Here is a 13,396-nt window from a genome sequence, read left to right as displayed (position 1 = left end):
CGGACCGGGGGCCGACCCGCGCGGGTCGCGCCGGGGCGGTCAGAAATTGAAGAGGCGCCAGACCCGCGAGCCCGCGTTGCCGCGGTCGGCGCCCTGGCGGGTGGGGATGTCGCGACCGCCGTCGCCGAGCAGGATCTCGTACTCGGGCGCCTTGCTGTCCTTGTTCTTGACCACGACCTTTTGGGTCAGGCCCCGCACCCGGGTCTCCTCGATGCGGACCTTGTCGTCCTCGTTGACGAGCTGCTCGACCTTCACCTCGGGCACGTCGCGGAACTTCACCGTTTCGGCGGGCGCCGGGGCCGGGGGCGGCGCGTCGGCCGCGTGGACCTGGAGCGCGGTGGCGGCCAGGAGGGCGAACAGGGCGGCGAGGCGGGTGGTTTTCATGGTGGCGCCGATTCTATGCCCGCCTCCTCGAAAACCCTGTTCCCCTGGGCGAGGGGCCGCGTCAGGCGCAGGCTGCTGACACGGCGGATGGCGCGCGCCTGCAACAATGGCGGGATGAGCAAACCTCTGATGCTGCTGGTCGACGGTTCCAGCTACCTCTATCGCGCCTATCACGCCATGCCCGACCTGCGCGGGCCCGAGGGCCAGCCCACCGGCGCCATCCACGGCATGGTGGCGATGCTGAAGAAGCTGCGCGACGACTACGGCGCCGAGCACGCTGCCTGCGTCTTCGACGCCTCCGGCCCGACCTTCCGCGACGAGTGGTACCCCGAGTACAAGGCCCAGCGCGCCCCGATGCCCGACGACCTGCGGGCGCAGATCGACCCGATCCATGAAGTGGTGAAGCTGCTGGGCTGGCCGGTGCTGACCGTGCCCGGCATCGAGGCGGACGACTGCATCGGCACGCTGTCGCGGGTGGCGGCGCAGGCGGGTCACCAGGTGGTGATCTCGACCGGCGACAAGGACCTGGCGCAGCTGGTGACGCCGGATGTCTCGCTGATCAACACGATGAGCAACGAGAAGCTGGACGAGGCCGGCGTCGTGGCCAAGTTCGGCGTCCCGCCGGACCGGATCATCGACTACCTGACGCTGATGGGCGACACGGTCGACAACGTGCCCGGCGTCGAGAAGGTCGGCCCCAAGACCGCGGCCAAGTGGATCGGCGAGCATGGCTCGCTGGACGGCGTCATCGCCAACGCCGACAAGATCAAGGGCGTGGCCGGCGACAACCTGCGCAAGGCGCTGGACTGGCTGCCGATGGGCCGCAAGCTGGTGACCGTCAAGGTCGATTGCGACCTGTGCCTGCACGTGACCGGCTGGCCGGCGCTGGAGGCGCTCGCCTTCAACCCGGTCGACGAGGCGGGCCTGCTGGAGTTCTACGCGCGCAACGGCTTCAAGACCTGGAAGCGCGACCTGGAAGCCCGTCTCGGCGGCGAGGCGCCCAAGCGCGTCGCGCCCGAGGCGGACCTCGGCGGCGCGCCCGCGGCCGACGCGTTCGCGCAGCATGCTCATCCCGCGATCCCCGTGGACAAGCGCTACGAGACCATCGTCGACCTGTCGCGCCTGGACGCCTGGATCGAGCAGCTGAACGCGGCGGAGCTGGCCGCTTTCGACACCGAGACCGATTCGCTCGACCCGATGCAGGCGCGCATCGTCGGCATCAGCTTCAGCGTCAAGCCGGGCGAGGCGGCCTACATCCCGCTGCGCCACGAAGGCCCCGACGCGCCCGAGCAGCTGCCGATGGACGAGGTGCTCGCCCGCCTGAAGCCGTGGTTCGAGGATCCGCTGAAGAAGAAGGTCGCCCAGAACGTCAAGTACGACACCCACGTGCTGGCCAACCACGGCATCGCCGTGCAGGGCACGGCCTACGACACGATGCTCGAGAGCTATGTGCTGGAGGCGCATCGCAGCCACGGCCTGGAGGCGCTGGCCGACCGCGTGCTGGGTCGCAAGGGGCTGAGCTACGAGGACCTGTGCGGCAAGGGCGCGCACCAGATCCCGTTCGCGCAGGTCGAGGTGGCGAAGGCCTCGGAGTATTCCTGCGAGGACTCCGAGATGTGCCTGCATGTGCACCAGACGCTGCTGCCGCGGCTGGAGGCGGATGCGGGACTGAAGTTCATCTACGAGCAGGTCGAGATGCCGGTGTCGGCGCTGCTGGCGCGCATCGAGCGCACCGGCGTGCTGATCGACGCGGCCAAGCTGCAGGCGCAGAGCGCCGACCTGGGCCAGCGCATGGTGGCCGCCGAGCAGGCGGCCTACGAGATCGCCGGCCAGCCCTTCAACATCGGCTCGCCCAAGCAGATCGGCGAGATCCTGTTCAACCGCCTGGGCCTGCCGGTGGTCAAGCGCACCGCCACTGGCGCGCCGTCCACCGACGAGGAGGTGCTGGAGAAGCTGTCGGCGGACTTCCCGCTGCCGGCCAAGATCCTCGAGTACCGCGCGCTGTCCAAGCTCAAGAGCACCTACACCGACAAGCTGCCGCTGATGGTCAACGCGAAGACGGGGCGGGTGCACACGACCTACTCGCAGGCAGTGGCGGTGACGGGGCGGCTGTCGAGCAACGAGCCCAACCTGCAGAACATTCCGATCCGCACGGCGGACGGCCGTCGCGTGCGCGAGGCCTTCATCGCGCCGCCGGGCCATGTGATCGTGTCGGCGGACTACTCGCAGATCGAGCTGCGGATCATGGCGCACATGAGCGAGGACCCGGGCCTGCTCAAGGCTTTCCAGGAGGGCCAGGACGTGCACCGGGCGACGGCGGCGGAGGTCTTCGGGGGCGGGCTGGACGGGGTCACGCCGGAGCAGCGCCGTTATGCCAAGACGATCAATTTCGGCCTGATCTACGGCATGGGCGCCTTCGGGCTGGCGCAATCGCTGGGCATCGAGCAGAAGGCCGCGAAGGATTACATCGACCGCTACTTCACCCGTTTCGCCGGCGTGCGCCAGTACATGGACGACACCAAGCAATTCGCCAAGGCGAAGGGCTATGTGGAGACGGTCTTCGGTCGCCGGCTGTGGCTGCCGGAGATCAATTCAGGCAACGGACCGCGGCGCAGCGGCGCCGAGCGCCAGGCGATCAACGCGCCGATGCAGGGCACGGCGGCGGATCTGATCAAGCTGGCGATGATCGCGGTGCAGCAGGCGCTGGATGAGCAGGCGAAGAAGACGCGCATCGTGATGCAGGTGCATGACGAGCTGGTCTTCGAGGTGCCGGACGAGGAACTGGACTGGGTGAAGTCCGAGGTGCCGACGTTGATGGCTGGCGTCGCGGCGCTGAAGGTGCCGCTGCTGGCCGAAGTGGGTGTCGGCGCCAACTGGGACGAGGCGCACTGACGGGGAGCGCTGACGACGCGCCCTGCCGACGCAGGGGGGCGGCTCGGTGCATCGCGGGTTGCGGAACAGGCCCGAGGCCGTTGGTGCTGCGAGCTTCCAGAACTGACTGGGGCGCCGTCTGTCCGAGCAAAGCGAACCGCAGGTGAGCGGAGCGAGTTGGCGCCCTGCGAGCGGCGCCGACGGCCTCGGGCCTGTTCCGCAAGCCGTCGCTCATCAGCCTCCCCTAAGCGCTCAGCCGAAAGGGAGCGGTTAGCATCCACCCCCTATGAATTGGCCCTATGAGTTGCAGATCGGCTGGCGCTACACGCGAGCTGGGCGAGGGGGGCGCCGCAACCGCTTCATCTCCTTCATTTCTGGCGTGTCGATGTTTGGCATCGCGCTGGGTGTTGCTGCGTTGATCATCGTGCTCTCGGTGATGAACGGCTTCCAGAAGGAGGTGCGTTCGCGGATGTTGTCGGTGATCGCGCACGTGGAGTTGCTGAACGACAGCGGCGAGGGTTTGCCGGACTGGCGCTCCGTCGCCGACGCTGCAAAGAAGAATCCCGAGGTGGTTGCCGCCGCGCCGTTCGTCGCGGGCCAGGCGTTGATTGCGCGCGGTTCCGACATGCGCGGGACGATCGTGCGTGGCATCGACCCGGCCTTCGAGCCGGGGGTGACGCCGATCGCGGCGGAGCTGGCGAAGGAGGGTTTGCTGGCGCGCCTGGTGCCTGGCCAGTGGAACGTGATCCTGGGCGTGGAACTCGCGCGTCAATTGGGCGTGCAGCGGGGCGACAAGATCACGCTGGCGATTCCTTCGGGCCAGGTGACGCCGCTGGGCGTGCAGCCGACGCTGCGCCAGTTCACGCTGGTGGGTGTCTTCGAGGCGGGTCACTACGAGTACGACAGCGGCCTGGCGCTGATCCATGTGGCCGACGCCGCCAAGGTCTTCCGCACCGGCACGCCGAGCGGCGTGCAGCTGAAGCTGCGCGACGTCCAGCAGGCGCGCGAGGTCGGCGCCCAGTTGCAGCGCCAGATGCTGCAGGACGGCCGCGCCATCTACGTGCGCGACTGGACCCGCACCAACGCGAACTGGTACGACGCGGTCCAGGTCGAGAAGCGGATGATGGGCATCATCCTGACCCTGATCGTGGCGGTCGCGGCCTTCAACCTGGTGTCGACGCTGGTGATGACGGTGACCGACAAGCAGGCTGACATCGCGATCCTGCGCACGCTGGGCGCGAGTCCGCGCTCGATCATGGGCGTGTTCATGATCCAGGGCGCGCTGGCCGGCGTGATCGGCACGCTGGGCGGCCTGGGCCTGGGCCTGGTGGTCGCGCACAACCTGGACGTGATCGTCCCCTTCATCGAGCGGCTGCTGCACACCACCTTCCTGCCGGCCAGCATCTACGTGATCAGCCACATGCCGAGCGATCCGCAGTGGTCGGACATCGTGCCGATCACCGTGACCTCGCTGATCCTGGCGTTCGTCGCGACGCTGTACCCGAGCTGGCGCGCCAGCCGCGTCCAACCGGCGGAGGCGCTGCGTTATGAATGAGGGGAAGGACATGAAGCCGGCAGCGGCCGCCGCCGCGCGGATCCCCGCCGGGCAGGTGGTGCTGCAGGGCCTGGGCCTGGGCAAGCGCTTCGTCGAGGGACCGCTCGACGTGCAGGTCTTCCACGGCCTGGATCTCACGGTGAAGGCCGGCGAGACGCTGGCGGTGCTGGGCGCGTCGGGCTCCGGCAAGAGCACGCTGCTGCACCTGCTCGGCGGGCTGGACAAGCCGTCCGCCGGCCGGGTCGAGCTGATGGGGAGGGACCTGGGCTCGCTCGGCGAGCAGGCGCGCGGCGAGTGGCGCAACCAGCACCTGGGATTCATCTACCAGTTCCACCACCTGCTGCCGGAATTCAGCGCGCTGGACAACGTCGCGATGCCGCTGCGCATCCGCCGGGTGCCGCAGGAGCAGGCGCGGGAGCAGGCGGCCCGGGTGCTGTCGCGCGTCGGCCTGGGCGCGCGGGTGCAGCACCGGCCCGGCGAACTGTCCGGCGGCGAGCGCCAGCGCGTGGCCATCGCCCGCGCGCTGGTCACCGGCCCGGCCTGCGTGCTGGCCGACGAGCCCACCGGCAACCTGGACCGCAGCACCGCGGCGACGGTCTTCGACCTGATGCTGGAGATGGCCCGTGAGCTGGGCACCGCCTTCGTGATGGTCACGCACGACCAGGACCTGGCGATGCGCTGCGAGCACCAGCGCCGCCTGGTGGGCGGCGCGCTGCAGCCGCTGCAGCCGACGACAACCTGAGCCGGGCGACGCAGCCCGGCATCGAGGCTGGGTTGCCCGATCGCGAGGCATGCGGCCCGGGGCCGCCCCGGGCCGCGGCGGCCGCTGGATTACGATGCGCGGCATCATGACCGCCTCGACGCATTCCCCTGACGCCCCGTCCACCCGCTTCATCCTGAAGCTCAGTTGCCCCGACCAGGCCGGCATCGTCCACGCCGTCACCGGCGTCCTGCTGGAGCAGGGCGCCAACATCCTGACCTCGGCCCAGCACGGCGACGCCGACCACCGCCGCTTCTTCATGCGGATCGAGTTCGAGTGCGCCACGCCCCGTCCCGCCGCCGCCCTGCGCGAGGCCTTCGCCCCGCTGGCCGGCCGGCTGGCGATGGACTGGGAACTGGTCGACGCGCAGCGCAAGACGCGCGTGCTGCTGCTGGTGTCCAAGCTCGGACACTGCCTGAACGACCTGCTGTTCCGCGTGCAGACCGGCCACCTGGCGATCGAGATCCCGGCCATCGTCTCCAACCATCGCGACTTCTATCAGCTGGCCGCCTCGCACGACATCCCCTTCCACCACCTGCCGCTGCTGCACGCGACCGACGAGCAGAAGCAGGCCCAGGAGCGCAAGATCCGCGATCTGATCGAGGAGCAGCAGATCGACCTGGTCGTGCTGGCGCGCTACATGCAGATCCTGTCGCCGGAGATGTGCCGCTTCCTGGAAGGCCGGGCGATCAACATCCATCACAGCTTCCTGCCCAGCTTCAAGGGCGCGCGCCCGTACCACCAGGCCCATGAGCGCGGCGTCAAGCTGATCGGCGCGACCGCGCACTACGTGACCTCCGACCTCGACGAGGGCCCGATCATCGAGCAGGACGTGGCCCGCATCGACCACTCGATGACGCCGGACCAGCTGGTGGCCATCGGCCGCGACACCGAATGCGTGACGCTCGCCCGAGCGATCCAGTGGCATGCCGAACACCGCGTGCTGCTCAACGGCCACCGCACGGTGGTCTTCCGCTGAGCGGTCCCCGGACCGCGCCGCCGTCGGTGGAGCCCCGCGGACCCATGTGGACCGACACCCATTGCCACCTCGACGCGTCGGAGTTCGACGCGGATCGTGACGCCGTCGTGGCGCGCGCCCGCGCGGCCGGGGTGTCGCAGATCGTGATCCCGGCGGTGGTCGCCGGCAACTTCGAGCGGGTGAGGGCGTTGGCGCACGCGCAGGGGTTCAGCTACGCGCTCGGGATCCATCCGCTCTACGTGATGCAGGCGCGCGAGGACGACCTCGGGCGGCTCGACCGGATGCTCGCCGAGTGCCGCGACGATCCGCGGCTGGTCGGCATCGGCGAGATCGGGCTGGACTTCTTCGTCAAGGACCTGGACGAGGCCAGGCAGCGGTTCTTCTACCTGGAGCAGCTGAAGCTCGCGAAGCGCCACGGGCTGCCGGTCATCCTGCATGTGCGCCGCAGCGCGGACCCGCTGCTTGCCGGCTTGCGCCGCATCGGCCTGGAGACCGGCGGCATCGGCCATGCCTTCAACGGCAGCCGGCAGCAGGCGGACGCCTTCCTCGCGCTGGGCTTCAAGCTGGGCTTCGGCGGCACGGTGACCTTCGACCGCTCGCTGCAGATCCGCCGCCTGGCGGCCGAGCTGCCGGAAGAGGCGCTCGTCGTCGAGACCGACGCGCCCGACATCCCGCCGCACTGGCTGTATCGCACCGCCGAGGAGCGCGCCGCCGGTGCGAGCTCGCGCAACGAGCCGGGCGAGCTGCCGCGCATCGGCGCGTGCCTGGCCGGCTTGCGCGGCTGGACGCCCGCGCAGGCCGCCGCGATCACCACGCGCAATGCGCACGCCGCGCTGCCGCGGCTGGCCGCGCTTCTGCCATCCAATGGCTGACGCGGGCGCCGCCTTCGACGCGACACGCTGGCAGGGCCTGGCGCCGGTGCATGCGCCCGACGCCGAATGGCTGCTGCTGGGCAGCTTTCCCGGCGTGGCCTCGCTGCGCGCGCAGCAGTACTACGGCCATCCGCGCAACCAGTTCTGGCGCCTGGTCGGCGAGGTCTTCGGCGTCGACCTCGTCGCCATGGGCTACGCGGAACGCCTGGCCGCGCTGCGCGCGCATCGCATCGCCGTCTGGGACGTCATCACCGAGACCGAGCGCGCCGGCAGCCTCGACAGCGCGATCCGCAATCCCTTCGCCAGCGACCTGGGGCGACTGATCGCGCAACTGCCGGCGCTGCGCACGATCGGCTTCAATGGCGGCACCGCGTTGCGTTTCGGGCTCCGGCAGCTCGGTCCGCTTGCAGCCCGTTACCGCGTTCTGGGGCTGCCCAGCTCCAGCCCCGCCTACACGATGCCCTACGATGACAAGCTTCGCGCCTGGCGGGAACTCGCCGGGCCTTCGAACGACACCTGAGCACAGCGCGGGCCCCCGAGGACCCGGCATGGGAACGACAGCCGTGAGCAAGCACCGGGACTCGAAGAACAACAAGGGCGGCAGAAAGACCGAGTGGGTCGAGGCGACGCTGAGCGAATTCGACGGCGTGCGCTTCCTGCATCTGGACTCGATCTGGGTCCAGGGCGCGATGCGGGTCAAGAAGCCGGAGAAGCTGGAGCTGGAATACGTCCAGCGCATGATGGCCTGGATGCTCTGGCGCGACACCCGCGAGATGACCCAGGGCCAGGCGGTGCAGCTGGGCCTGGGCGCCGGCGCGCTGACGCGCTTCTGCCGCAAGCAGCTGAAGATGAAGACCACCGCGGTCGAGATCAACCCGACCGTCATCAGCGCCAACCGGCACTGGTTCCACCTGCCCGACGACGACGAGCGGCTGCGGGTGCTCAACGAGGACGCCGGCCAGTGGGTGGCCGACGCGGCGAACTGGGGCATGGCGCAGGTGCTGAACGTCGACCTCTACGACCACGAGGCGGCGGCGCCGGTGCTGGACGATGAAGCCTTCTACGCGGACTGCCGTCGCGTGCTGGCCGACGGCGGGCTCATGACGGTGAACCTGTTCGGCCGCAGCGCCAGCTTCGCGCGCAGCGCGGCGCGGATCGCCAAGGTGTTCGGCACCGACCAGGTCTGGCACCTGACGCCGACCCGTGAGGGCAACACCATCGTCGTGGCCGCGCGCGGCGTCGAGGTGCCGACCCGCGAGGTGCTCGAGCAGCGCGCCGACCACATCGAGGCCAGACACGAGCTGCCGGCGCGCAAATGGCTGAAGCTGGTGCGGCCGCTGCCGATGAACGTGATCCAGCAACTCCACGCGGCTTCCGCCGCCGCGGACTCCGGCGAGTGACCATGAAGCACACCCCGTCGACCAGCGCCAAGGACAAGGGCGCGCCGGCCGCCAGCCCGGCGCCATCCACCGCGCCAATGACTGCGACAACAAGCGCGCCAACGAGCGTGCCGCGCCCGCCGGCGAGCGCCCCCGGGCCCGCCAAGCCCAAGGCCGCCGAGGGCGGCGGCCAGCGCCTCGAGTGGCGCCAGCTGCTGCACTGGCTCGCGGAGGATGGCGTCATCGACGCCGAGCAGGTCCAGCGCACCGAGGCCCGCTTCGGCGCGAGCCACAGCGCGCAGCATCCGCTGATCCGGCTGGGCAACGCCGGCCTGACCCGCGCGGCCAACGGCCGGCCGCTGGACATCGAGGCGCTCACCGAATGGCTGGCCGGCCGCCTGAAGCTGCCGTATGTCCGCATCGACCCGCTCAAGGTCGACGTGGGCCGCGTCGCCGACGTGATGTCCGCCAGCTACGCCGAGGCCCGGCGCTGCCTGCCCATCCTGGTCGGCCTGACCGACGTGACCATCGCCACCGCGGAGCCGCTGGAGGCCGGCTGGGTGCCGCAGATCGAGTCCCACACCCGCAAGCGGGTAAAGCTGGTGCTGGCCAATCCGCAGGAGATTGCGCGCTTCACGACCGAGTTCTTCACGCTGGCCCGGTCGGTGCGCGCGGCGACGAAGAGCGGGGAGGTCAACCAGCCGGCCAGCTTCGAGCAGTTGGTCGAGCTGGGCCGCAGCAATCGCCAGCTCGACGCCAACGACCAGGGCGTGGTGCAGGTGGTGGACTGGCTCTGGCAGTACGCCTTCGACCAGCGCGCCAGCGACATCCACCTGGAACCGCGCCGCGAGATGGGCGTGATCCGCTTCCGCATCGACGGCGTGCTGCACACCGTCTACCAGCTGCCGCCCTCGGTGATGAGCGCGATGACCGCGCGCATCAAGCTGCTCGGCCGCATGGACGTGGTGGAGAAGCGCCGCCCGCTCGACGGCCGCATCAAGACGCGCAATCCGGCCGGCGAGGAAGTGGAAATGCGGCTGTCGACCCTGCCCACCGCCTTCGGCGAAAAGATGGTGATGCGGATCTTCGACCCCGACACGGCGGTCAAGGATTTGGCCCAGCTCGGGTTCTCCGGCCACGACGCCGAGCGCTGGACCCGCCTGACGGCGCGTCCGCACGGGATCATCCTGGTCACCGGCCCGACGGGCAGCGGCAAGACCTCGACGCTGTATTCGACGCTCAAGCGCCTGGCCACCGAGGAGGTCAACGTCTGCACCGTCGAGGACCCGATCGAGATGATCGAGCCGGCGTTCAACCAGTCGCAGGTGCAGCCCGCCATCGATTTCAATTTCGCCGAGGGCCTGCGCGCGCTGATGCGCCAGGATCCGGACATCATCATGGTCGGCGAGATCCGCGACCTGGAGACGGCCGAGATGGCGATCCAGGCTTCGCTGACCGGCCACCTGGTGTTCTCGACGCTGCACACCAACGATTCCGCGTCGGCCATCACCCGGATGGTGGACCTGGGCGTGCCGAACTACCTGATCGACGCGACGGTGATCGGCGTGCTGGCCCAGCGCCTGGTGCGTACCCTGTGCCCCAGCTGCAAGGCGCCGGATCCCGAGGTCACGCGGGAGTCGCTCAACGAGATGCTCAAGCCGTGGCGCCTGAACGGCGGCGTCAAGCCGTACCGGCCGGTCGGCTGCCTGGATTGCCGCAACACCGGCTACCGCGGCCGCGCCGGCCTGTACGAGCTGCTGCTGATGTCCGACAGCGTGCGCAAGCATCTGCACCCCAATACCGACATGTCGGCGCTGCGCCGGCAGGCGCTCCAGGAAGGCCTGCGTCCGCTGCGCCTGGCCGGCGCCATGAAGGTCGCGGAAGGCCTCACCACGATGGAAGAGGTCCTGCGCAGCACGCCCACCTGGGAAAACTGAGCGGCGGACGTCGCGCGGACGCCCCTCGCTCATGGGGCGGGTAAGTCCCCGCAGACAGCGCGCGGGCCCCATGCCTACGGGGGTGTGAAGCTCCCCGCATGGGCGGGGCGAGGGGCGGTGTGGTCCATTACGTGATAACCACAGAGCCTGGAGGGGGCTCGATTCCTAGAATCGCCGCCATTCATGCCGCTAGAGGTTCCCTCGATGAAGATCAAGAGTCAACGCGACTTCTGGTCAGGGCTGATGTTCGTGGTCGTTGGCGTCGCGTTCGCGTGGGGCTCGGCAGTGAACTACAGCTTTGGCTCCTCGGCCCGCCCCGGGCCCGCCTACTTCCCGTTCGGATTGGGCATCCTGCTCGCGCTGCTTGGCGCGGTGGTGCTGTTCAAGGCGCTGACGATCGAGTCGGAGGGCGGCCAGCCGGTCGGCGCCTTCGCCTGGAAGCCGCTGCTGATCGTGGTGGGCTCGATCGTGCTGTTCGGCTTCGCGCTGCCGCGGCTGGGCATGGTCGTCACGCTGCCGCTGCTCATCACCTGCGTCTCCTTGGCCAGCGATGAATTCCACTGGCGCGACGCGCTGCTCAGCAGCGTGGTCCTGACCATCGGCAGCTGGGGCATCTTTGTTTGGGGTCTGAACCTGGTGATCCCTGTCTGGCCCACCTTCCTGGGCGGCTGAGGAGACCCACATGGATCTGATCAACAACCTGATACTGGGGTTCGGCACCGCGTTCACGCTGCAGAACCTGCTTTATGCCTTTGGCGGCGCGGTGCTGGGCACGCTGATCGGCGTGCTGCCCGGCCTCGGCCCGGTCGCGACGATCGCGATGCTGCTGCCCTCGATCTATTCGCTGGACGCGACGCCGGCGCTGATCATGCTTGCCGGCATCTACTACGGCGCGCAGTACGGCGGCTCCACCACCGCGATCCTGATCAACGTGCCCGGCGAATCGTCGTCCGTGGTGACCGCGATCGACGGCTACCAGATGGCCCGCCAGGGCCGGGCGGGCGCCGCGCTGGCGGCCGCCGGCCTGGGGTCGTTTTTCGCCGGCTGCGTGGGCACGGTGGTCATCGCGGCCTTCGCGCCGCCGCTGACCGAGCTGGCCTTCAAGTTCGGTCCCGCCGAGTACTTCTCGCTGATGGTGCTGGGCCTGATCGGTGCGGTCGTGCTGGCTTCGGGCTCGCTGGTCAAGGCGATCGCGATGATCCTGCTGGGCCTGCTGCTCGGACAGATCAACACCGACGTCATTTCCGGCACGCCGCGCTTCTCGTTCGACATCCCCGAGCTGACCGACGGCATCAACTTCGTCGTGATCGCCATGGGCATCTTCGGCTTCGGCGAGATCATCGCGAACCTGGGCCAACCGGCCGAGCATCGCGAGGTCTTCACCAAGAGCGTGAAGGGCCTGTGGCCCACCAAGCAGGACTTCCACGACGCCTGGCCGGCGGTGCTGCGCGGCACCACGCTGGGCTCGGTGCTGGGCGTGCTGCCCGGTGGCGGCGCGCTGCTGTCCTCGTTCGCGGCCTACACGCTGGAGAAGAAGCTTTCCAAGCACCCGGAGAAGTTCGGCAAGGGCGCCATCCAGGGCGTGGCGGGTCCGGAGTCGGCGAACAACGCCGGCGCGCAGACCTCCTTCATCCCCATGCTGACGCTGGGCATCCCGCCCAACGCCGTGATGGCGCTGATGGTGGGCGCGATGACCATCAAGGGCATCCAGCCCGGCCCGCAGGTCATGACCAGCAACCCGGAACTGTTCTGGGGCCTGATCGCTTCGATGTGGGTCGGCAACCTGATGCTGGTGATCCTGAACCTGCCGCTGATCGGCATCTGGATCAAGCTGCTGACGGTGCCCTACCGCTTCCTGTTCCCGGCCATCGTCGTTTTCTGCTGCATCGGCACCTACACGCTGAACAACAACAACTTCGACGTGTTCATGACGGCGGCCTTCGCGGTGGTGGGCTACATCTTCTACAAGCTGAGCTGCGAACCCGCGCCGCTGCTGCTGGGCTTCATCCTCGGCCCGATGATGGAAGAGAACCTGCGCCGCGCGCTGCTGCTGTCGCGGGGCGACTGGAGCACCTTCCTGTCCCGGCCGCTGTCCGCCGGCCTGCTGATCGCGGCGGCGTTGATGGTGGTCGTCGTGATGCTGCCTTCCATCAAGAACAAGCGCGAGGAAGCGTTCCAGGACGCGGACTGAGTTCCGCTTCCGACATTGCCTCCTTGGAAAGACCCGCTTCGGCGGGTCTTTTTCATTGAGCGGTGAGGGCTCGGCACGGTGCGACAAGGACTTGGCGGCGATTCGTGCGAGACGCGGCCAATCGTCAACAACTTTCCTTTGTAGTCCTTGTGAGCCGTTCTTTTGCTGTGCTACAGTCGCGGTCTTCGCTGCACAGACATCTGTCTCGCAGCGAATCCCCCGGAGGAACTGCTGGGGATGTCGGATGAATGGCCGGGCTTGTCCCGGTTTTCATTTGGCGGCGAGATTCTCGCAGTCGACGCTGAAAATAATTTCGCAGACTGCTTGACGGATTCAAAAAGAATCGTTCATAATCTCGCTTCTGCGCTGCTGGCGACAAATCAGCGACGCGACGAAGTTGGCGAAAGCGGCTTCGATGTTCTTTAAGAATTTACAGCCGATAAGCGTGGGCGTCTGAACGAGCGACCT

The 13,396-nt window shown here is 68.7% G+C and carries 11 protein-coding genes; 10 read left to right on the top strand and 1 reads right to left on the bottom strand.

Features of this window, described 5'->3' with window-relative positions; genetic code table 11:
• Positions 1-39: 39 nt before the first annotated feature.
• A complete protein-coding gene (locus BM393_RS11460; protein WP_091725396.1) occupies positions 40-384 on the bottom strand; it encodes a hypothetical protein in 345 nt (114 codons plus the stop codon).
• 114 nt (positions 385-498) lie between these two features.
• Here BM393_RS11460 and polA point away from each other — a divergent pair, with 114 nt between their 5' ends.
• The 10 genes from polA to BM393_RS11410 all read left to right on the top strand — a co-directional run bounded on the left by polA (position 499) and on the right by BM393_RS11410 (position 12,928).
• The gene (gene polA, locus BM393_RS11455; RefSeq protein WP_091725393.1) at positions 499-3,276 is read left to right on the top strand and encodes a DNA polymerase I; all 2,778 of its coding nucleotides are present in this window, start codon (positions 499-501) and stop codon (positions 3,274-3,276) included.
• A gap of 265 nt (positions 3,277-3,541) precedes the next feature.
• Positions 3,542-4,810, top strand: coding sequence for a lipoprotein-releasing ABC transporter permease subunit (locus tag BM393_RS11450; protein WP_091725391.1), 1,269 nt, complete (start codon positions 3,542-3,544; stop codon positions 4,808-4,810).
• Positions 4,811-4,820: 10 nt separating this feature from the next.
• Positions 4,821-5,552: an ABC transporter ATP-binding protein gene (locus tag BM393_RS11445; protein ID WP_254783423.1), complete on the top strand. Its 732-nt coding sequence runs from the start codon at positions 4,821-4,823 to the stop codon at positions 5,550-5,552.
• Between the two features lie 106 nt (positions 5,553-5,658).
• Entirely contained in the window at positions 5,659-6,549 is an 891-nt protein-coding gene (purU, locus tag BM393_RS11440; protein ID WP_091731323.1) for a formyltetrahydrofolate deformylase, read from the top strand.
• Positions 6,550-6,593: 44 nt separating this feature from the next.
• Positions 6,594-7,421, top strand: a complete 828-nt coding sequence (locus BM393_RS11435; RefSeq protein ID WP_091725388.1) for a TatD family hydrolase — start codon at positions 6,594-6,596, stop codon at positions 7,419-7,421.
• Positions 7,414-7,941: a DNA-deoxyinosine glycosylase gene (locus BM393_RS11430; protein ID WP_091731318.1), complete on the top strand. Its 528-nt coding sequence runs from the start codon at positions 7,414-7,416 to the stop codon at positions 7,939-7,941. The genes BM393_RS11435 and BM393_RS11430 overlap by 8 nt, the downstream gene beginning before the upstream one ends.
• A gap of 43 nt (positions 7,942-7,984) precedes the next feature.
• Positions 7,985-8,821 carry a spermidine synthase gene (locus tag BM393_RS11425; protein ID WP_254783422.1) on the top strand — a complete coding sequence of 279 codons (837 nt, stop codon included), beginning with the start codon at positions 7,985-7,987 and terminating at the stop codon, positions 8,819-8,821.
• A 77-nt stretch (positions 8,822-8,898) separates the two neighbouring features.
• The gene (locus BM393_RS11420; protein WP_091731312.1) at positions 8,899-10,737 is read left to right on the top strand and encodes a GspE/PulE family protein; all 1,839 of its coding nucleotides are present in this window, start codon (positions 8,899-8,901) and stop codon (positions 10,735-10,737) included.
• Positions 10,738-10,941: 204 nt separating this feature from the next.
• Positions 10,942-11,409, top strand: coding sequence for a tripartite tricarboxylate transporter TctB family protein (locus BM393_RS11415; RefSeq protein ID WP_091725385.1), 468 nt, complete (start codon positions 10,942-10,944; stop codon positions 11,407-11,409).
• A 10-nt stretch (positions 11,410-11,419) separates the two neighbouring features.
• A complete protein-coding gene (locus BM393_RS11410; RefSeq protein ID WP_091725382.1) occupies positions 11,420-12,928 on the top strand; it encodes a tripartite tricarboxylate transporter permease in 1,509 nt (502 codons plus the stop codon).
• The last annotated feature ends 468 nt before the right edge of the window (positions 12,929-13,396 follow it).

The sequence above is a fragment of the Mitsuaria sp. PDC51 genome (assembly GCF_900113225.1).
Classification (GTDB): Bacteria; Pseudomonadota; Gammaproteobacteria; order Burkholderiales; family Burkholderiaceae_C; genus Roseateles.
The sequence above is the reverse complement of the archived record's forward strand: the minus strand, read 5'-3'. Positions and strand labels throughout refer to the sequence as shown.